Genomic DNA, 21,201 nt, shown 5'->3' with positions numbered 1-21,201 from the left:
TGCTGTCACCGGCCCGAAGGGCATCATGAAAAACGTCTTCAATAAGCGCTGGAAGCGGTGGGTGAATCGAAGAATTCCCCGAACGGATGTCCAGTTACTGAATCAAAAAAATATCTTCATTCTGCCGACGGGGGCGGGGGTGGTATTCGGTGTCCTGTTGCTGGTCATGCTGATTACCGGCATCAATTACCAGAACAGCCTGATTTACCTGACAACCTTCCTGCTGGGGGCGGTGTTCGTTGGCGCGATGCACCAGACTCATCGAAACCTTTCCGGGCTCGAAATAACGTTGGTGCAGCCCGGGGAGGGGGTCGCTGGTGAAGAGGTCCCGTTTCGAATGCGTGCGACGGCGGGGCGGGATCATGCGATTGCAATCAGGCTGTCGTGCGACGGATCCGGGCTCGGTGCTGCTCACATCGCCGCTGGCCAGGCCAAAGACCTGACGTTACCCGTGCCTTCGGCGCATCGGGGCTACCTGAGGCCAGATCGAATCCGGATCGAGACCCGATTCCCGTTTGGTCTGCTCAAGGCGTGGTCCTGGATTCGACCAGTATCACCCGGCATTGTTTTTCCCAGGCCCGTTCCGGCTCCGGACTCCCCGAGCTCAGTCGATGACGGAACGGACTCCGAGAACGCCAGCCTGGCCGAGGGCAACGATCACGCGGATCTGAGACCCTGGCGTGAAGGGGACATGAGCCAACGGGTTATGTGGAAACGTTATGCCCGCAGTGGCCAGATGGTGGTGGCCGATTGGGCGGGCGAGCAGGGGAGTCCTCATTGGCTGGACTTCAACGCCTTCCCGGGAACCGATCACGAGTTGCGTCTGAGTTATCTGGCCTGGCTTGTTGAAGAGCGGGATCGATCCGGTGCACCTTTTGGCCTCAGTTTGCCCGGCCAGATCATTGAGCCGGACAGCGGCGCATCTCACGTCAATCGCTGCTTCCGGGCGCTGGCTGTGTGGGGGGAAGAACGTCCGCGCGAGATGGGGGTGGCTCGTCACGGCACCAGAATTGCCGAGAACGGCGACGGCTCCAGCCTGACGGAGCATCGTGCATGAGTGTGCTTGAAGGGCGAATTAACACGGTGGTGCCGTTAAAAGATTCCTTCACCGGCCTGCCTTCAAAGGCGTTGCTTTGGCTCATCGGTAGCTTCGCGTTGTTGCTGACGCCGCAACTCGACCGGTTACCGGTCTGGTTGATTGTCGCTTGCGCGGTGCTGGCTGTTTGGCGCTGGCTTGCTCAGTTTGGCCGGGTGCGATTGCCTGGCCGATGGTTGAGGGCCGGAATCATGCTCGTTCTGGTCTCGGTGTATGTCGCGACCGTTCACGGCCGGTTTTCAGTCGACACGGCGGCATCGTTTTTCGTACTTGCGGTCGGTCTTAAGTGGCTTGAGAGCCGTTCGGCCCGTGATTTCTACGTCCTGTTTTTTATTCTCGTCTATCTGAGCGCGGTAAACTTCCTGTTTCATCAGGAAATTCACTGGACCCTGGTCAACCTGGTGGCCATTGCGGCATTACTCGTCGGCCTGCAAGTGCTCAATGCCCCGGACCTCCCTGATGGAATGAAGGCGGGCTGGCGAAGACTTGGGCTGCTACTGGTTAAAACGTTGCCCATTGTCTTGCTGCTGTTTGTCTTTTTTCCGCGAATGGCGCCCCTTTGGAGTGTGCCCCTGGTTTCCGGCGAAGCGAGAACCGGGATCAGTGACACCATGCGCCCCGGGGACATCTCAAGCCTGGCCCAGAGCAGTGAGCGGGCGTTCCGGGTGACGTTCGGTGGCGAAATGCCCGCCTACAGGGATCGCTATTGGCGCGGCCTGGTGCTTGATTACCTCGATGGCGAAACCTGGCGACAGGGCACTGCGGAAGGGTATCGGCGACCTGGACGCGTTGCACTGGACGGTGGCGTGGGGAATCTCGGGCCCCGGCAATACGATGTCCTCCTGGAGCCCACCGATCAGCGATGGGCCTTTGCCCTGGAAAATTCACGGGCGGTGTCCGCCAATGTGGTCGAGGAATCGGAGGATTTGTTCCGGTTCAAACGGCCTGCGGACACCTCCGTCAGGTATCGCCTGGAGCGTGAAACCCCGCAAAATGAAAGCCTGGCGTCACTGTCACCAGCCGAGACCAGGCGCTACCTTCAACTGCCGGCCTCCGGGAATCCAAGGGCACGGGACCTTGCCGAAGACCTGCGTCGGCGATTCTCCGACCGCGAGATCGTACGGGCTTTGTTGACGCGGTTCCGGGAACAAGCCTATTACTACACGCTCAGGCCCCCGCAGATGCCGGAAAATGGCATCGATACGTTGCTTTTCGATGCCAAACGGGGTTTTTGCGCCCATTATGCCGGTGCGACCGTATTTGTTCTCAGAGCCGCCGGCATACCGGCGCGGGTTGTGGTCGGCTATCAGGGCGGTGATCAAGGTGCCGGTGGAGATTACCTGATCGTTCGGCAGTACGACGCTCACGCCTGGGTGGAGGCCCGGATAGAGGGCAGGGGCTGGATCCGCGTTGACCCGACTGCCGCAATTACCCCTGACCGAATCGAGTCAGGTCTTCGCGAAGCGGTGGCGGAGGAAGGGTCATTTCTCGAGGATGACTGGACGTCACCGCAACGGTACAGCGATATTCCCATGATCCAGTGGGCGAGTCTCCAGTTGGACCGGATCAACTATCAGTGGCAACGGTGGGTTGTGGGGTATCAGGGGCAAAGCCAGATGGACCTGATGTCGCGCCTGCCCGGTGGTTTCGGCCTCAAGGAATTGGGGTATCTGACGGCAGGCATTGTCGGCGTCGGTCTGTTGGTGGCGGGTCTCGTGTCCGCCTGGCAGGTTCGCCGGATCGAACGTCGTGACGCCTTCCGGAAAATGGTCGATACGTGGCATCGGCTCTGTTTTCGGGCCGGGGTACCCGTGCGGACCGGGGAGACGCCCGCTGCGCTGGCTGCGCGCCTGGCGAGGGCGGAGCCGGCTGTGGCGGAGTCCGCCCGTCTCTTTGCCCGAACCGTCAACAGCCATTACTATAGCGACAACTCACTGCACGGCCGTAATGGCGAACTGAAGCGGCTCCGCCGTTTGCTGGCCACCATGAAAAAACAGATACGCCGTTCCCACTCAGCAACAGGAAAACGCCCGTGACCGACATCGCAAACAGTATGCCCTGGCACAGACGGGCCTGGTCGGCGGTCCAGAACCGACTGTCGGAGGGCAGGCTGCCGCATGCGCTGATCATTATCGGCGAGCGTGGAGTGGGCAAACGAGCGTGGGCCGAGGCGGTTGCGGGCCTTTTGTTGTGTGATAATCCGACAGGCCAGGAGTCCGGTAAACCCGTGGCCTGCGGTCGCTGCAAACAGTGCGAGCTTTATGCTGCGTCCAGCCACCCGGATGCCCGTTTCTATTCCCCTGAAAAATCCCGGATGGTCAAAGTCGACCAGATCCGGGCCTTGTCGACGTTCGCAGTGGCGTCGCCCCAGGTTGCCCGGAGAAAGATCGCAATCATTGATCGCGCCGACCAATTGAATATCAATGCCGCCAATGCCTTGCTGAAAACATTGGAAGAGCCACTCCCGGATTTGACCCTGCTTCTACTGCAGGAAAGTGGCAGGCCGGTTCTGCCAACGATTCGCTCGCGCTGCCAGACGCTGACTATCCCGACTCCGGACCCGGAGGCAGCGACGACATGGCTGGCAGAAAGCGTCCAGAGGCTGGATGAGGCGAACCGCCCGCCTGCCGATGTTCTGGCCAAGGCGCTCATGCTCTCAGGTAACGCTCCGAGGCTGGCACTGGAGTACGCAACCGGTGACTTTATTGCGCAGCGTGATGACGCTTTTGCCCGCTTCAAGCAGTTCATGAAGGGGCAGATCCCCGTGGCTGAGGCCGCCAAGGCCTTCAAGACTCTGGGGTTGGAGGGAAGTCTCTGGCTGTTTGAGGGTTGGGCAGCCGACTTGGCCCGCTTAAGTTCCGGAGGCAGTGCCCACGATCGCGAGGCGGAAGAGATGCTCGGTTACCTTGCTCGAACGAATCCGGCGTGGCGGGCCCATGAATTGTTGGATATGGTAAAGGACTCCCGGGAAGCGGGTGTCTACAATGCCAACCCGGAACTTGAAGCCAGTCGGTTGCTGATAGCATGGCAAAAGCTGATGCCGGTTAAGCGGCGGGTTGGCTGAGGAACGCAACGCCCAAGCATTGCGCCTTTGCCGTGTACAACTGCTATGATTGCGAAATGACAGGGATTTTTGTCCCTGAAACAACGAAATATTGAGAAAACATAAAAGGTGTCAGTTATGGGGCCCGGATTTGGTGCACGCAGTGGCATTCTTACCCTGACCATTAAAGACAAGGCGGTTCTTTACGCCGCGTACATGCCGTACATCCGTCAGGGTGGACTCTTTATCCCGACCCAGAAGCAGTACCAGTTGGGCGATGAGGTTTTCCTGTTGTTGAACCTTATGGATGAGCCGGAAAAAATTCCCGTGGCCGGAAAGGTGATCTGGATAACCCCGAAAGGCGCGCAGGGAAACCGGGCAGCCGGTATCGGCGTGCAATTCAATGGCGACGATGAAACCGCCCGCACCAAAATCGAATCGTATCTGGCAGGTTCACTGAGTTCCGATCGTCCCACTCACACGATGTGAGGCCGGTTTCACCATGAATGATATCGCCATGTCGTCAGAAGCCATCGGATCTGCTGCTGGATTCAGAGAGGCTCGCTGGCGTCTCCAGACCCTGACCCTTGCAGGGTTGACCTGGCCCGCACGAACGGAAGCGGGCGCAGGGCGCGCGGTGCTCATGCTCCATGGCTGGCTGGACAACAGCCTGACGTTCATCAAGCTTGCGCCGGAGCTGACTGGCGTGGCGACGGCGCACGCCATTGATATGGCGGGACATGGTCAGTCTGGTCACCGGCCGGAGGGTCAGGGGTATCTCCTCATGGATTACGTGGCTGATCTGGCGGAACTGGTTGAGGTTCATTTCTCGGAGACCGGAGATTCCACAGTGGACCTTGTGGGCCACTCCCTCGGCGGCATCGTTTGTGCCCTGTATGCGGCGGCGTTTCCGGAGAAGGTTCGTAAACTGGTTATGATCGATAGCCTCGGAGCGATCAGTCGGCCGATTGAAGAAACGGTGCCTCAACTCCGGCGCGCTATCAAGAAACGGCTTGCCGGGTCCGGACGCCAGACTGTCTATCCGGATATTCAGTCCGCTGCCAAGGCCCGGGAAGGTGGTTTGAGTCCGCTCAGTCCAGAGGCTGCATTGACCCTTATTCCACGGAACATGAAACCAGAAGGCGACGGTTTCGTCTGGCGGACTGATCCGAGGCTGAGGCATCCTTCGCCCCTGATGATGAACGAGGAGCAGGTTCTTGCATCACTGAGGGCCATTGTCACGCCGACACTCTTCGTTCGTGCCGAGAAAGGTCTGCTTGCATACCGTAAGGGGCTTGATGAGCGGCGTGATGTCCTTGAATCCCCCACGATTGCCCACGTACCGGGCGGACACCACTGTCACCTGGATGGCGACACCCGACCTGTTGCGGAGGCCATCAGAAATTTCCTTGAAGATGAGTAGCTCCTTGTCAAAGAATCGTTTTCTCCAGTGTGTTGCGTTCATAGCCAGCTGCCTGCCGGTGGCGGTGTCGGCGGCGGTCCCCTCGGAAATGCCGGATCCCTTTCCACAGTCCACTCTTGAAACCACAACGGTGATCGAGTCCCCCGGGCACCTGATCCTCTTCAGCCCGGTTCGGGAAGTCAACAACCAGATACGCTCGGAAACCATGGCCAGGCTGTCGGTGACCGGTGAGGGGCGGCTTTACGAGATTGCCCGGGATTCTGGTCGAGACAAGGCTCGAGAGCATTACCTCCGGCTGTTGCAGGACAGGGGCGCGCAGATCCTGTTTGATTGCAGCGGCATTTCCTGCGGCCGAAGTAACGTCTGGGCCAACCAGATTTTTAATCAGAGAGTACTGTATGGGCGGGATGCCACCCAGGACTACCTGGTGGCCGGAACCGTCGCAAGCGACGGCAGCCGCTGGTTGACCCTGATTTACACGGTCACGAGAGGAAACCTGCGGGAGTATGTCTGGATTGAACACCTTTCGGTGGCGCCGGGGGGGCGGATACCCGGTTTGGGGACTGTAGACAGTCGCATTCGTGGGCCGGTAATCGTGCCCTGGACCGGGGGCATTACCTATCGCTTCGACTGGTCGGCGACCGATCGACGTAAAATTTCAGACTGGTCGGAGGAAGAAGGCGCCCTGGTGGTGCTTTCCGGTTTTTCTGCGCTGGGGGCCGAAGAGACCTTCGAAGACGCTATGGCGCGGGCGTCTGAGGCAACGAATTCGCTGTCTGAAGTCCTGGCCAAGACCGGTGTGTCGGCTGAGCAACAGAAGCTCATCATTGTTGGCCCCAGTGTCCCTCTGGCGGATCCAGACCGGCAAGGTGATCGGGTCGAAGTGACGGTCATCACGAGGTAATAATTATGAGTAAATCCAGGGACGGCAAGGGCCCCGAGCCAGAAGAGACTGTCGAATCCGGGGTTGAAGGCGGCGGATCGACGGATCTCAAACATTCGAACGAGTCCGCGACTTCCTCAGAACCCGCTTCGAAACCGATCAGGACGGCCGGCGAACGCAAGACGGTCGCACTGACCCTGGGAAGTGGGGGCGCACGAGGCTATGCCCATATTGGCGCGATAGAAGTACTCGTTGAGCGTGGGTACAACATTATTGCAATTTCCGGTTGCTCGATGGGCGCGCTGATTGGCGGCATGTTCGCGTCGGGAAAAATGCAGGACTACAAGGACTGGGTAACCGGCCTGGGTCAGTTCGATGTCCTGAAGCTGCTGGATGTGACCTTTAATTCGGTGGGTGCGATCCGGGGCGAGAAAATATTCTCGGTAGTCCGGGAGATGCTGGGAGATACCCGAATCGAAAATCTGCCCATTGCCTACACGGCCGTGGCGACGGATCTGCTTGCACACAAAGAAATCTGGTTTCAGGAAGGGCCGCTGGATCAGGCGATCCGCGCCTCGGTGGCCATTCCGAGCGTGGTTACCCCGCTGGTCCTGAATGGGCGCGTTCTCGTGGATGGCGCCTTGCTCAACCCACTTCCGATTATCCCGACCATTTCTTCCCACGCCGACATCATCGTTGCGGTAAACCTCAGTGGGGAGGATGAGCGTCGCCAAAGATTGCCAGACGCTGCGTTCAGTCCGGTGGATGAGGGGTCTGAGATGGACGAGTGGGTTGATACGATCCGGGAAAAAGCGTCGCGCTGGTTCGACTGGGATACGCTCAAGTCATTCGCCGCCCGAAAACCGGACAGCGGAGAGACGCCCGAGGAAAAGATTTCTCGGGAAATGCACAAAAAAGATAATCACAAACACGAAGACACCAAGCCTGCCGATAATAAAAAGACACAGGAAGAGCACGAAACCATCGACTGGGACAAGCTCGGCATTGGTAAATTTGATGTGATGAACCTGACCGTTGAGACCATGCAGAGTGCACTTGTGCAGTACAAGATTGCGGGCTATCCGCCGGACCTTCTGGTCAATGTGCCGAAGAATGCGTGCCGAAGCTATGACTATCACAAGGCTCCGGAACTGATTCAGCTTGGCCGGGAGCGCATGTCGGCGGCCCTGGACCGTTTCGAGGCGAACAGGAACAGCTCCGGACCACTGGCGATTTAACAGTCTTTTCCCGGTGTGGCACTGCAGAGGCTGCAGGCAGGCGGGCAAAGGGCGTATAATGCCGCGCTGACCATTTCCCGCAAAGGATTGAGCTCCGTGACCAGCCATATTGATGACCTCCATACCGTCCGCGACTACTTGCGGTACGCGTCCTCGCAGTTTGCGGCCTCCGGGCTGTATTTTGGTCATGGTACGGATAACGTCTGGGATGAAGCCGTCCAGTTGGTGATGCGTACGCTCCATCTGCCCCTCGAGAACAATACCCTGTTTCTCGACGCCCGCTTGGTGCGGGAAGAGCGCCAACTGATTCATGAGCGTATTGAGCGTCGGATCAGTGAACGCATTCCTCTGGCATATTTACTGGGCGAAGCCTGGTTCATGGGCATGCCGTTCCATGTGGATGAGCGTGTTCTGGTGCCCCGGTCGCCGATTGGCGAACTGCTTGAAAACGGGCTTCAGCCCTGGCTCGGGGACAAGGAGGTGCACCGGATACTCGACCTGTGCACTGGCAGTGGCTGTATCGGAATCGGTGCGGCCAGCGTATTTGACGAGGCGTCGGTAGATTTGGCGGATATCTCTGCAGATGCCCTTGAGGTGGCCGAGTCGAACATCGACTTACATGAGCTGCGGGAACGAGTTCAGACTATCCAGTCCGATGTTTTCAGCAACGTCACCGGTCAGTACGATGTTATCCTGAGCAATCCGCCCTACGTGGACGCAGAGGATCTGGCCGATATGCCGCAGGAGTATCGCCATGAGCCCGAGCTTGGGCTTGCTGCGGGTGCGGACGGTCTGGATATTGCGCACCGGATTCTTGCCCAGGCCCTGGAGCACCTTTCGCCGGACGGTTTGTTGATCGTTGAAGTCGGCAACAGTTGGGTCGCGATGGACGAGGCTTATCCCGATTTGCCGTTAACCTGGCTGGACTTTGAAAATGGCGGCAGCGGTGTGTTTCTGGTGACCGCGGAAACGTTGCGGGATTGGCACAATCGTGCTTAAACGGATTTCTTATATTAACTGGATAAAGTACTGAATCATGTCGGGAAATACCTTCGGAAAGTTGTTTACTGTCACCACGTTTGGTGAAAGCCACGGCGCCGCACTGGGCTGCATCATCGATGGCTGTCCTCCGGGTCTGGAGCTTTCGGAAGCCGATATGCAGCGTGACCTGGACCTGCGCAAACCGGGAACATCCCGGCACACCACGCAGCGTCGGGAAGCCGACGAGGTACGGATCCTCTCCGGCGTGTTTGAAGGCAAGACAACGGGCACCCCCATCGGTTTGCTGATTGAGAACACCGATCAGCGTTCCAAGGATTATTCCAAGATTGCGGAACAGTTCCGACCCGCCCATGCCGATTACACCTACATGCACAAGTATGGCGTTCGTGACTACCGTGGCGGGGGACGTTCGTCTGCCAGGGAAACGGCCATGCGCGTTGCCGCCGGTGCCGTGGCACGGAAATTCCTGGAGCAACGCCTGGGCATCGTTATCCGTGGTTATCTGTCGCAGTTGGGGCCAATCAAGGTGGATAAGCTGGATTGGTCGCAGGTCCATCAGAACCCATTCTTCTGTCCCGACGCAGACAAAGTCCCCGAAATGGAGGCTTACATGGATGCGCTGCGTAAAGAGGGCGACTCGATCGGAGCCCGCATTAACGTCGTTGCCGAAGGTGTTCCTCCGGGATTCGGCGAGCCCGTTTTCGATCGACTGGATGCGGATCTCGCCCATGCGCTCATGAGCATTAATGCCGTCAAAGGCGTCGAAATTGGGGCCGGCTTTGACAGTGTTGAGCAAAAAGGCACAGAGCACCGGGACGAGATGACGCCCGAAGGCTTCCTGTCCAACAACGCCGGAGGCGTCCTGGGCGGTATCTCGTCCGGGCAGCCAATCCTGGCCAGCATTGCCCTGAAGCCTACCTCCAGTCTGCGCTTGCCCGGACGCGGTATCGACGTTCATGGTAATCCCGCAGAGATCATCACCACCGGTCGCCACGATCCGTGTGTTGGTATCCGAGCCACGCCGATTGCCGAAGCGATGATGGCCATCGTATTGATGGACCATTACCTGCGCCATCGCGGACAAAACGGTGACGTTTCCGTGTCGACCCCGGTGCTTGGCCAACTCTGATCCTCGGTCAGCCACTGCGTTGGAGAGCAGAGTATCTACTGGCGACTTTCCAATCTCTACTTCTGGTTCTTTGCCCTCCTCGGAGGGCTCTTACCTTACTGGTCTCTCTACCTTGAGGGGCAGGGTTTCTCCTATCTTCAGATCGCCACATTGATGGCGACCATCCAGCTGACCAAGATAATCGCACCCAGCGTCTGGGGTTGGCTCGGTGACAGGACCGGGCAGCGCGTGCGACTGGTCCGTTTCGGCGCAATCACAGGTTCCCTGTTCTTTGCGGGCGTGTTCTTGGAACCCGGTTTCTACGGGCTTCTGCTGGTGATGTTGGCTTTCACCTTCTTCTGGAACGCCATTCTTCCGCTTTACGAGGTCATCACGCTTCGAACCCTCGGCGCGCGCAAGGAAAGGTACGGCAAGGTCAGGCTGTGGGGCTCGGTCGGATTCATTGTTGCCGTTGGACTCGTGGGGGGCGTGCTTGAGTATGTCCCGGTCCAGAATTTGCCATGGCTTTTGTTGCCTGTATTTGCAGGCATCGCCGTTTCGGCGTTTCTGGTGCCCTCGGAGCGGGGGGAGCGGAAGTCCGCAGCACCCAAGGGAAGCTTGAAGGAAATTGTGACGCATCCTGCTGTTGTGGCGTTCTTCCTGATGAATTTCCTGCTTCAGGTTTCCCATGGCGCCTACTACACGTTCTTCAGTATCCACCTTGAGCAACACGGCTACGGCAAGTTATCCATCGGTTTGCTTTGGTCCCTCGGCGTCATCGCCGAAATTGGTCTGTTCCTGATCATGCACAAACTCTCACGCCGGTTCAGCGTTCGACAGATCGCGATCGGTGCATTAACTCTGACCATGATCCGCTGGGTGCTGATTGCCGAGGTCACGGACGTTGTCGCGGTGCTTATCTTCGCCCAATGCCTGCACGCGGCCTCCTACGGTGCGCTTCACGCCATATCGGTGCAGTACATCCAGGGATTCTTCGGTCGCCATCACCATGGCCAGGGCCAGGCGCTCTACAGTGGCCTTACGTTCGGGGCTGGCGGCGCGATAGGCGCGTGGTTGTCGGGTTTTCTGGTGGAAGGCTTCAACACATCCGCCGCGTTCTGGGGCGGGGCCGCTGCCATGCTTGTGGCCATTGCCGTTACCTGGCGGGGGCTTAGGCCCCCACCAGATGATCAGTGAGTCGCGGGGTTTACTCCGCCGACTCGTCCTCGTCCTCTTCGATCTGAAGCGATAGGCCGCTTCCGGTCGGCCCGCCTGAAGAGGTCGTGGACGCGCTCTCCGCGCCACCTTGGCCATGGAGTTTGATCTTCAGGCGCAGGTTGTTGGCCGAGTCGGCGTTCTTGAGCGCCTCTTCTTCGGATATCTTGCCGTCCTTCCACAGGTTGAAGAGGGCGAGATCGAAGGTCTGCATGCCGAGGTTCGCCGATTTCTCCATGATTTCCTTGATGCCATCAATTTCGCCCCGAAGGATCAGCTCGCTGATGGTAGGCGTGCCCAGCAGAATCTCAATAGCGGCGCATCGCTTCTTATCAATGGTCGGAACCAGTCGTTGCGAGACAAAGGCGCGCAGGTTCATGGCCAGATCCATCAACAGCTGCGGCCGGCGTTCCTCCGGGAAGAAGTTGATGATCCGGTCCAGGGCCTGGTTGGCATTGTTGGCGTGAAGTGTGGAGATGCACAAATGGCCCGTTTCTGCGAAAGCCAGCGCGTGTTCCATGGTTTCCCGGTCGCGGATCTCGCCAATCAGGATGACGTCAGGGGCCTGGCGCAGGGTGTTCTTGAGCGCTTTCTGGAAGCTGCGGGTATCCACGCCGACTTCGCGCTGGTTAACAATGCTTTTCTTGTGCCGGTGGATGTATTCCACCGGATCTTCGATGGTGATGATGTGCCCGGCCGAGTTGGAGTTGCGGTGATCTATCAGGGCCGCCAGAGACGTTGATTTGCCCGAGCCGGTTGCGCCAACGAACAGTACCAGGCCACGTTTGGCCATCACGACGTCCTTGAGAATGGTCGGAAGACCCAGGTCGTCTGCGTTGGGAATGTCAGTGACGATATTCCGGGCGACAATGGAGATTTCGTTCCTTTGCCGGAAGATGTTGATACGGAAGCGACCCACATTGCGAATGCTGTAAGCGAGGTTCATCTCGAGCTCTTGCTCGAATTCGGCGATCTGCTCGTCGTCCATGACCGAATAGGCGATGTCCTTGATGATTCCTGGCGCCAGAGGGGTGCGGTCAATGGGTTTCAGTGAGCCGTGAAATTTGGCGCAGGGCGGGGCGCCGGTGCTCAGGTAGAGGTCCGAGCCATCGTGTTTGGCCAGAATTCGCAGATAATCGTCAAAGCCCATGAAATCTCCTAAGCGTATTGTATCGGTGGTTCATTATTCCGTTTCTTCCTGCCGGACAATCTCCAGTAACGCCCTTGCGGCGAGGCTGAGCTGGCGCCCGGAAAGGCCGACCGCACCCAGTACCCTTGAGACCGAAAAGTCCACGTCCAGCCTGTACGTGCTGTCATCAAGCATGCTGATGGGCAGGACACTCCACCCGAGCCCGACACTGGTCATCATTTTGATCGTCTCGAGGTAATTGGTCGGGATCTGTTGTTGTAACGGCAGGTTTGCTTCCAGAAACAGCCGGCTGACCGCCCGGTAGGTGGCGGTAGAGGTGTCAGGAAGAATTGCCGGGTAACGGGCCAGATCCCCCAGCGTCACGGTCGTTTCGAGGGCAAGTTCATGTTCGGGGCCCACTACGAACGCCATTGGGTCTGGCCAGTGCTGGTATACCATGAAGTGGCTTTCCATACTGTCACTGAGTGTGACAAAGGCCAGTTCAGCGTTACGTTTTTGCATCTCCGCGTAAGCCGCGTCGGATTCCATGAACTGGAGGTTCAGCGTTACGTCCGGATAGTGACTCGTGAACTTGCGAAGCCAGTTCGGGAGGTGGTGAAGTCCGATATGGTGGCTGGCGATAATCTCAAGCTCACCTTCCAGCTTTTCGTTATCCGGGGATAAGGCAATCCGGGCATTGTGGATTTCATCAAGAATCCGTCGGGCGTGAGGCAGAAGCCGGATTCCGGCGTCGGTCAGCCGAATCTGTCGATGGCTTCGGTCAATGAGTTTCACGCCCAGTTGAGTCTCAAGGGCAGCCAGTCGCTTGCTGATTGCCGGCTGGGTCAAGTGGAGCAACTCAGCGGCTTCCGAAAATGACCCCTGGTCGACGATGGTCAGAAAAGCGCGAAGCGCGTTCGATTCCATAGGATATCCTGCAATGGAAAGTGGCGGGAGGCCCCCGGGCCTGTCGCAGTAAAGGTAAACGCTATCGAATGCCTAAATGGAATGCAAAGAATAAAAAACATGAATTGAGGTTATTGTCGGGCCAGGAGTATGATGCGGGTATACGATGTCTTATTCAGAAACCCGGATAGTGAGAGAGCAACCATGGCGGGCAAAACCTTATACGACAAATTGTGGGACGATCATCTGGTCAAGCAGCGGGACGATGGTTCCGCGCTGATCTATATCGACCGTCAATTGCTGCACGAAGTTACATCGCCGCAGGCGTTTGAAGGTCTGCGCCTGGCCGGGCGCAAGCCGTGGCGGATCGATGCCAACCTTGCCACTCCTGATCACAATGTTCCGACCACCGATCGGGAAAAGGGCATTGATGGCATTGTGGACCCGGTCTCCCGGACGCAGGTAGAAACCCTTGATAAGAACTGCGACGAGTTCGGCATCCTCGAATTCAAGATCAAGGACACCCGTCAGGGGATTGTCCATGTGATCGGGCCGGAACAGGGCGCGACACTGCCAGGGATGAGCATCGTCTGTGGTGACTCCCACACCTCCACCCACGGCGCGTTCGGCTGTCTCGCTCACGGTATTGGTACCTCGGAAGTTGAACATGTGCTGGCCACCCAGTGCCTTGTTCAGCAGAAAATGAAGAACATGCTGGTTAAGGTGAATGGCAAGCTCGGGCCTGGCGTAACGGGCAAGGATGTCGTTCTCGCGATCATCGGCAGGATTGGAACTGCGGGTGGTACGGGGCATGCGATTGAGTTCGGAGGCGAGGCCATCCGGCATTTGAGCATGGAAGCACGTATGACCATCTGCAACATGTCCATCGAAGCCGGTGCCCGGGTGGGCATGGTTGCCGTAGACGATACCACCATCGATTACGTGCGCGGGCGGCCTTTTGCGCCCAAGGGCGAGCAGTGGGACGCGGCAGTCGACTACTGGCGCACCCTTCACAGTGACGATGACGCAGTCTTCGACAAAGTGGTTGAGCTTGAGGCGGAAGATATCAAGCCGCAGGTAAGTTGGGGCACCTCTCCCGAGATGGTAGCCGGCGTTGATGGCTTTGTGCCGGATCCTGCCAAAGAGGCGGATCCCATCAAGCGTGAGGGCATTGTACGCGCGCTGAAGTATATGGGGCTGGAGCCTAACATGCCGATTACGGGCATTCAGCTGGACCGGGTGTTCATTGGTTCCTGCACCAATAGCCGGATCGAGGATCTGCGCGAAGCCGCTGCGGTCGTCAAGGGTCGTAAAGTGGCGCCCAGTCTTAAACAGGCCATGGTGGTTCCGGGCTCTGGTCTTGTGAAGGCCCAGGCGGAAAAAGAAGGTCTCGACAAGATTTTCATCGAAGCCGGACTGGAGTGGCGCGATCCCGGTTGTTCCATGTGTCTTGCCATGAATGCCGACAAGCTGGGGCAGGGTGAGCATTGTGCTTCAACCTCCAATCGAAACTTCGAGGGTCGCCAGGGCTTTGGCGGTCGAACTCACCTGGTGAGTCCGGCGATGGCGGCTGCGGCGGCGGTCACTGGCCACTTTGTCGACGTCCGCGAACTGACCCACTGATCCACAGGAGAAAGACCATGCGCGCATTTACGCAACACCAGGGCCTGGTGGCCCCCATGGACCGTTCCAATGTGGATACGGACATGATCATCCCGAAGCAGTTTCTGAAGTCCATCAAGCGCACGGGGTTTGGCCCCAACCTGTTTGATGAGTTGCGGTACCTCGACGAAGGCAAGCCCGATCAGGATTGCTCAACCCGCCCATTGAACCCGGACTTTGTGCTCAATCAGAACCGATATCGGAATGCCAGTGTGCTTCTGGCGCGGGCAAACTTCGGTTGCGGTTCCAGTCGTGAGCATGCGCCCTGGGCGCTTGAGGACTATGGCTTCCGGGTGATTATCGCCCCGAGCTTTGCGGATATCTTCTATAACAACTGCTTTAAAAATGGCTTGTTACCCATTGTTCTCGATGAAAAAATCGTTGACCAGCTCTTTCGGGAGGCGGAAGCCAGCGAAGGTTATGAGCTGTCCGTCGATCTCGAGGCAAAAACCGTGACGACCCCCGGCGGTGAGTCCTTCGGCTTTGAGGTGGATGACTTCCGTCGGCACTGCCTGCTGAACGGTCTGGATGATATCGGCGTGACCCTCGAGGATGCCGATGTGATCAAGGCCTACGAAGACCAACGCCGCAAGACAGCACCCTGGTTGTTTGGTGCTGGCAACTGAGTTTTACAACTTGAAGTGATCTGACACAGGAAAGGAAAATGTCCAGAACCGTATTGATGTTGCCTGGTGATGGCATCGGGCCGGAAATCGTTGCCGAAGCAGAAAAGGTCCTGCACAAAATTAATGATCAGTTTGCGTTGGATCTCAGCTTTGAGTCCGGCCTTGTTGGCGGTGCGGCGCTCGATGCGACCGACAGCCCCCTGCCAGAAGAGACGTTGGATAAAGCGAGGAAAGCAGATGCCATCCTGCTCGGAGCCGTAGGCGGGCCGAAATGGGACAGTCTGCCGATGAGCCAGCGCCCGGAAAAGGGGCTCCTGGGCCTGCGTTCGAACCTGGAGCTGTTTGCCAATCTGCGTCCGGCCATTCTTTATCCGCAGCTCGCCTCCGCCTCTTCTCTAAAACCCGAAGTGGTGTCCGGCCTTGATATTATGATCGTCCGTGAGCTGACGGGCGGTATTTACTTTGGTCAGCCGCGCGGTGTCAGGGAGCTGGAGAGCGGTGAGCGGCAAGGCTACAACACCTACGCCTATACCGAATCCGAGATTCGCCGTATCGGCCGGGTGGCGTTTGAAGCGGCTCAGCAGCGAGGCAAGAAACTCTGCTCGGTTGACAAGGCAAACGTGCTGGAAGTGACTGTTCTGTGGCGCGAAATCATGAATGACCTTCGCCGCGAGTACCCGGATGTCGAACTGTCCCACATGTACGTGGATAACGCTGCGATGCAGCTGGTCCGAGCACCGAAGCAGTTTGATGTGATTGTGACTGGCAACATGTTTGGTGATATTCTCTCTGACGAAGCGGCTATGCTGACCGGTTCAATTGGCATGTTGCCATCCGCGTCGCTGAACTCTGAAAAGCAGGGTATGTACGAACCCTGCCACGGTTCAGCGCCCGATATTGCCGGAAAAGGCATAGCCAATCCGCTGGCGACCATCCTGAGCGCCGCAATGATGTTGCGGTACAGCCTGGGTGAAGAGAAAGCCGCAGAGGCGATCGAGGCAGCGGTCAGCAAGGTGCTGGATCAGGGCTTACGGACCGCGGACATCATGTCTTCGGATGGCACGCAGGTTTCCACCCGGGAAATGGGAGAAGCCGTGCTCGCCGCGATCTAGGCTCAGACCTGGTTCCAGTAGACTTTGAGACCCGACGGCAACGACATGCTGTTGCCGCGGGATCATCCATCCTGTCCCTGCCAGCGATAAAGGCAGCGGGCGGGCATAAAACGAGGTTCAAAGGTCGCACATGAAGCGAGTTGGACTTGTAGGTTGGCGCGGCATGGTCGGTTCTGTCCTCATGCAGCGCATGCGTGACGAAAACGACTTTGCCGATATCGATCCGGTATTTTTCTCGACGTCCCAGACCGGGAAACCGGCCCCGGACGTTGGCAAGGAAGGAGTGCCTCCACTTCAGGACGCCTTCGATATCGATACCCTCAAAACCCTGGATGTGGTCGTGACCTGTCAGGGTGGGGATTACACCACCGAGGTGTACCAGAAACTGCGTGACGCAGGATGGGATGGCTACTGGATTGACGCGGCCTCGACCCTGCGCATGGCGGATCACTCAGTGATTGTTCTGGATCCGGTCAATCGCAATGTGATCGATTCTGCCCTGGAAAAGGGCGTGAAGGATTACATCGGTGGTAACTGCACCGTTAGCCTGATGATGCTGGCTCTTGGTGGTCTGCTCGAGGAGGACCTGATCGAGTGGGTTTCTCCCATGACGTACCAGGCCGCGTCAGGATCTGGCGCCCAGAATATGCGGGAATTGCTGAATCAGATGGGTGATCTGCATGGTAGCGTGAAAGCAGAACTCGCTGATCCGTCATCGGCCATTCTTGAAATCGACCGCAAGGTGACCGACACCATGCGGAGTGGCGATTTCCCGACCGAACATTTCGGGGTTCCGCTGGCCGGTAGTCTGATTCCGTTCATCGACAAGCAGCTCGATAACGGAATGAGCAAGGAAGAGTGGAAAGCGGGTGTTGAGACCAACAAGATTCTTGGTCGCAGCGATAACCCGATCCCCATTGACGGTATCTGCGTTCGTATCGGCGCGATGCGCTCACACAGTCAGGCGCTGACAATCAAGCTGAAAAAGGATCTGCCGGTTGCGGAGATCGAGTCCATCCTGGCCAAGGCCAACGACTGGGTGAAGGTCATCCCGAACGATCGCGACGCAACCATGGAAGAGCTTACGCCGGCGAAAGTGACCGGTACCCTGAGCGTACCGATCGGTCGCATCCGGAAGCTGGCCATGGGTCCGGAGTACATCTCCGCGTTCACCGTTGGTGACCAGCTGTTGTGGGGCGCTGCTGAGCCTCTGCGACGCATGCTGCGGATCCTTCAGGAGCGTTAAGAAATGTTACACAGGGGTAATTAATGCCAACTGTGTCCGGTTTCAGAGAACCGGTTCGGGGCGAAGGCTGATTTCGGCCTTCGCCCCTGTTATTTTCAAGAGCGCTAGGGAGTTCCGCTCGATTGATAAAAAAATGGTACAAGGATTGCGGCTGATTGATTGATAAAAGGGGTATTATCAACAATACTTGCCGCACAAGCGTCAATAGAACGACACAATAACTAGAACGATCCAGACGGAAGTCATCCAACCTCGTCCGATTCTGTTTTTACAAAGCAGTAACGAATAACGGAGACTGGAAAGGAAAAAGCATGAAGGTACGCAAGCTTGCGGTTGCCCTGGCTCTGGCGGGAGGGCTCGGATCCAGCGTCGCACAAGCCCTGGGGCTGGGAGAAATTGAACTTCAGTCCTATCTGAACGAGCCTCTGGACGCAGAAATCAATCTGCCCCAGAGCCGCGGTGTGGATCCGGGCGATGTATTCGTGAATATCGCCCCCGAATCTGCCTATGAAACGGTCGGACTAAGCCGCAACCAGTTTCTGAGTAAACTCAGGTTCCAGGTTGTCACCCAGAGTGATGGGTCGTTGGCGGTCAACGTATCTTCACGGGAGCCCCTGCGGGAACCGTATCTTAACTTTCTGCTGGAGCTGACCTGGCCGAACGGCCGGTTGATGCGAGAGTACGCCGTTCTGGTTGATCCCCCCGTCTACGCAGAAGATTCCGGTGTCGAAGAACAGGTCAGTGCGCCTGCGGTAAGCTCAACGATCTCCCAGCCTTCTTCCAGTCGAAGCGCTGAGTCTGTTCGTCGTCAGGCGCAGGCCGAGCAATCGTTGAGTCGCGGGTACCAGGGCAACACCTTTGGTCCGACCGGTCCGTCCGATACCTTGTGGACCATCGCTTCCAGCGTGCGCCCCAATGACAGCGTGTCCACCCAGCAGGTGATGCTCGCCATTCAGGATCTGAATCCTGACGCCTTTATTGGCAACAATATCAATCGTCTCAAGCGGGGAGAGGTGCTCAGGGTGCCGACGCTTGAGCAGATCCAGTCCCGGACCCGAGCCGAGGCCACTCAGGTTGTCGGCCGTCAGAATGCGGAATTCCAGTCTCCGCAGCGGACAGTCGATGCAACGGACAGCCAGCAGGCCGATTCGGCGACCGCTCAGGCCTCCTCCGGTGGTGATGAGCTGAAACTGCTCGTTGCCGACAACGAAAACTCGACATCCAGCGAAGGTGGATCGGCCGGTGGCGACGGAGAACTGCCCGGCGGCGTGGATGCCGGCACTGCCGTTGCGATGGAAGAGCTGGAAAGCGCGCGTCGTGAGAACGATGAACTGAACAGCCGGGTCAATGACCTTCAGGATCAGGTTGAAACGCTTCAACGCCTGCTTGAGCTCAAGAACAGTCAGCTCGCAGACATGCAGCAAATGGCAGGCGAGTCTGAAGAGGCGCCGGCAGAGTCCGGTGCCGATGATTCTGACCCGACGGCAGCTTCAACTGCCGACGCAGCCGCTGACGAAACGGCGGAGACGCTTGAGGCGGACGATACAGAGAAGGCGGAATCAGACGAATCCGCCGTCGATGAAGCCATGGGCGACGAAGCCGATGGCATGGTTCCGGCGGAAGGCGAGTCCGAAGCTGACGTTACCGGTGAGGCCGGAGCTATGGCCGAGAGCTCTGCGCCGGAATCGGAAACTGCCGTAGACGATGCCATGGGATCAGCAGGCGAGGCTGATAACGCAACCGTTGAGGACGGTGTTGAGCCGGAAACGGCGGTTGAATCGGCAGAGGCGGAACCAGCCCCGCAAGTGGCGAGTCAGGATCCGAAACCTTCCGCACAACCACCAGTCCAGGAAAAGGGTTTCCCGGGCAACATTATTGATGCGATTACGGGCAACCTCCTTTACCAGGTTGCACTGGGCGGTGGTCTGATCCTGTTGTTGTTGCTTCTCCTGTCATTGGCCCGTCGCAATGCCAATCGCGAGAAAGCGTTTTACGAGCAACTGAACAGTGAGTCGGGCGAGGAGTCGGATTCATTTGATTTGAGCCTCGATGACGAGGACGCGGAGCAGGGCGGCAGTAACGATGCGCTCGCAGAAGCGGATTCTTACCTTGCTTACGGACGTCACGATCAGGCTGCTCAGACCCTGGAAGCCGCTATTTCCCAGGAACCAAGCCGCACAGACCTGCGATTGAAACTCCTTGGTGTCTACGCAGATAACCAGGATCGGGAGTCGTTTGAGAAGCAGTTTGGTGAAATTGAAGCTCTTGAAGACGACCAGGCCATGGCTTCGGCCCATGAGCTGCGCGCTCAGCTGGATGAAGCCGAGTCGATGCCGAGTATTGACGATCTTGAGTCGCAGCTTCGGACGGATTCTTTTGGAGGTTCCGAGGCAGAAAAAGACTCCCAGTTGTCGGACGAGTTGCTCGCGGATCAGTATGATTCAACCAAGGAAGAGCAGGTCGAAAACGAGTTCGGAGAGCTGGATACCGATTTTGCAGACTTTGATCTGGACGAGGTTGAATCATCTGAGGCGTCGGCCAGCGCAAGGGCGACTGATTCAGAAGAGGCCTCCGAGCAAAAGGACAGTGACGGCTCTATCGAGTACGACCTGTCTGGCTTGTCACTGGAATCCGAGGAAGAAGGTGCAACTGACGGCCGGGAGACCGGCGCCGAGGAAGAAGCGGATTATTCGTCGCTTGAAATGGATCTGGGTGAGCAGTCCGAAAACAAGGCCGAAGACACGGACTGGTCTGACGACCTCGGTCTTGAGTTGGATAGCTCCCTCGAGGATGAGTCTGACTCCGGTGTAAACCTGGACGAGAGCGCGGAAACGGCTTCTGCGCCAGCGGACGAGGAATCCGCTGACAGCGATTCCCTGGACGAATCCTTCCTGGATGAACTGGATGCCGAGCTCGATAAGGTTGCGGGTGAGGAAGACGAATTGGGCGGGGACGAGATGGAAGAATCCTCGCTTGATGATCTCGAGTTGGATGTCTCCGACGAAGACCTGGCCCTGATGGAAGAGTTCTCAGATTCAGCCGATGCTGAAGAGAGCCGGACTCCGGCACTGGACGAAGAGCTTAACCTTGAGGATACGCTGGGTGAAGGCGATGTTCTCGGTGAAAGCAATGTTGCCAGTCCCGAAGACGAAGTTGCTGGCACCGAAGAGCTGGAAGATCTCGGGTCGCTCGATGAGCTCGCAGAGCAGGATGACCAAGCTCCTGAACCTGTGAATAAAGACGACGTTCCGGTTGCTTCCGAGGAAATTGGTGACGATGTGAGCCGATCTGACTCCGTTGACATTGACGAAAGCGAACTGGGTGACGACGACGACTTCGACTTCCTGGCGGGAACGGACGAAGCGGCAACCAAGCTGGACCTTGCTCGCGCCTACATTGAGATGGGTGACAGTGACGGAGCCCGTGACATACTTGAGGAAGTTGCGCTGGAAGGAAATGAGGATCAGAAAACCGAAGCGCAGGATCTCCTTAAAAACCTGTCCTGATTCGTT

The 21,201-nt window shown here is 57.7% G+C and carries 17 protein-coding genes; 15 read left to right on the top strand and 2 right to left on the bottom strand.

Annotated features, from left to right (window positions below; genetic code table 11):
* Positions 1 to 25 precede the first annotated feature (25 nt).
* The 10 genes from KXD86_RS02615 to KXD86_RS02570 all read left to right on the top strand — a co-directional run bounded on the left by KXD86_RS02615 (position 26) and on the right by KXD86_RS02570 (position 10,990).
* The gene (locus KXD86_RS02615) at positions 26 to 1,057 is read left to right on the top strand and encodes a DUF58 domain-containing protein (RefSeq protein WP_218634532.1); all 1,032 of its coding nucleotides are present in this window, start codon (positions 26 to 28) and stop codon (positions 1,055 to 1,057) included.
* Positions 1,054 to 3,132 carry a transglutaminase TgpA family protein gene (locus KXD86_RS02610; protein ID WP_218634531.1) on the top strand — a complete coding sequence of 693 codons (2,079 nt, stop codon included), beginning with the start codon at positions 1,054 to 1,056 and terminating at the stop codon, positions 3,130 to 3,132. Before KXD86_RS02615 ends, KXD86_RS02610 begins: the two co-directional genes overlap by 4 nt.
* Positions 3,129 to 4,160, top strand: a complete 1,032-nt coding sequence (locus KXD86_RS02605; protein WP_218634530.1) for a DNA polymerase III delta subunit-related protein — start codon at positions 3,129 to 3,131, stop codon at positions 4,158 to 4,160. Before KXD86_RS02610 ends, KXD86_RS02605 begins: the two co-directional genes overlap by 4 nt.
* Before the next feature lie 117 nt (positions 4,161 to 4,277).
* Entirely contained in the window at positions 4,278 to 4,628 is a 351-nt protein-coding gene (locus tag KXD86_RS02600) for a PilZ domain-containing protein (protein WP_008171779.1), read from the top strand.
* 13 nt (positions 4,629 to 4,641) lie between these two features.
* Positions 4,642 to 5,562, top strand: a complete 921-nt coding sequence (locus KXD86_RS02595; RefSeq protein ID WP_218634529.1) for an alpha/beta fold hydrolase — start codon at positions 4,642 to 4,644, stop codon at positions 5,560 to 5,562.
* A gap of 4 nt (positions 5,563 to 5,566) precedes the next feature.
* Positions 5,567 to 6,466 (top strand): DUF4892 domain-containing protein, encoded by a 900-nt coding sequence (locus tag KXD86_RS02590; RefSeq protein ID WP_228739301.1) that lies wholly within the window; start codon positions 5,567 to 5,569, stop codon positions 6,464 to 6,466.
* 5 nt (positions 6,467 to 6,471) lie between these two features.
* Positions 6,472 to 7,683, top strand: a complete 1,212-nt coding sequence (locus tag KXD86_RS02585) for a patatin-like phospholipase family protein (RefSeq protein WP_218634527.1) — start codon at positions 6,472 to 6,474, stop codon at positions 7,681 to 7,683.
* Between the two features lie 96 nt (positions 7,684 to 7,779).
* On the top strand, positions 7,780 to 8,682 hold the full coding sequence (gene prmB, locus KXD86_RS02580; protein ID WP_218634526.1) for a 50S ribosomal protein L3 N(5)-glutamine methyltransferase: 903 nt from the start codon (positions 7,780 to 7,782) through the stop codon (positions 8,680 to 8,682).
* Positions 8,683 to 8,719: 37 nt separating this feature from the next.
* The gene (gene aroC / locus KXD86_RS02575; protein WP_218634525.1) at positions 8,720 to 9,814 is read left to right on the top strand and encodes a chorismate synthase; all 1,095 of its coding nucleotides are present in this window, start codon (positions 8,720 to 8,722) and stop codon (positions 9,812 to 9,814) included.
* Positions 9,815 to 9,847: 33 nt separating this feature from the next.
* A complete protein-coding gene (locus KXD86_RS02570) occupies positions 9,848 to 10,990 on the top strand; it encodes an MFS transporter (protein ID WP_218636702.1) in 1,143 nt (380 codons plus the stop codon).
* Between the two features lie 10 nt (positions 10,991 to 11,000).
* Here the strand turns inward: KXD86_RS02570 and KXD86_RS02565 are convergent, their stop codons facing one another.
* A complete protein-coding gene (locus KXD86_RS02565) occupies positions 11,001 to 12,158 on the bottom strand; it encodes a PilT/PilU family type 4a pilus ATPase (RefSeq protein ID WP_218634524.1) in 1,158 nt (385 codons plus the stop codon).
* A 33-nt stretch (positions 12,159 to 12,191) separates the two neighbouring features.
* Positions 12,192 to 13,064 carry a LysR family transcriptional regulator gene (locus KXD86_RS02560; protein WP_218634523.1) on the bottom strand — a complete coding sequence of 291 codons (873 nt, stop codon included), beginning with the start codon at positions 13,062 to 13,064 and terminating at the stop codon, positions 12,192 to 12,194.
* 183 nt (positions 13,065 to 13,247) lie between these two features.
* On the opposite strand from KXD86_RS02560, the gene leuC reads away from it, so the two are divergent.
* From leuC to KXD86_RS02535, 5 genes are all read left to right on the top strand, one after another.
* Entirely contained in the window at positions 13,248 to 14,666 is a 1,419-nt protein-coding gene (gene leuC, locus KXD86_RS02555) for a 3-isopropylmalate dehydratase large subunit (protein ID WP_218634522.1), read from the top strand.
* Positions 14,667 to 14,683: 17 nt separating this feature from the next.
* Positions 14,684 to 15,331 (top strand): 3-isopropylmalate dehydratase small subunit, encoded by a 648-nt coding sequence (leuD, locus tag KXD86_RS02550; RefSeq protein ID WP_218634521.1) that lies wholly within the window; start codon positions 14,684 to 14,686, stop codon positions 15,329 to 15,331.
* A gap of 38 nt (positions 15,332 to 15,369) precedes the next feature.
* A complete protein-coding gene (leuB, locus tag KXD86_RS02545) occupies positions 15,370 to 16,443 on the top strand; it encodes a 3-isopropylmalate dehydrogenase (protein WP_218634520.1) in 1,074 nt (357 codons plus the stop codon).
* Positions 16,444 to 16,573: 130 nt separating this feature from the next.
* A complete protein-coding gene (asd, locus tag KXD86_RS02540) occupies positions 16,574 to 17,689 on the top strand; it encodes an aspartate-semialdehyde dehydrogenase (protein ID WP_218634519.1) in 1,116 nt (371 codons plus the stop codon).
* Between the two features lie 311 nt (positions 17,690 to 18,000).
* Positions 18,001 to 21,195 (top strand): FimV/HubP family polar landmark protein, encoded by a 3,195-nt coding sequence (locus KXD86_RS02535; RefSeq protein ID WP_218634518.1) that lies wholly within the window; start codon positions 18,001 to 18,003, stop codon positions 21,193 to 21,195.
* The last annotated feature ends 6 nt before the right edge of the window (positions 21,196 to 21,201 follow it).

The organism is Marinobacter arenosus (genome assembly GCF_019264345.1).
Lineage (GTDB): Bacteria > Pseudomonadota > Gammaproteobacteria > Pseudomonadales > Oleiphilaceae > Marinobacter > Marinobacter arenosus.
This window is presented reverse-complemented; position numbering and strand designations above follow the sequence as displayed.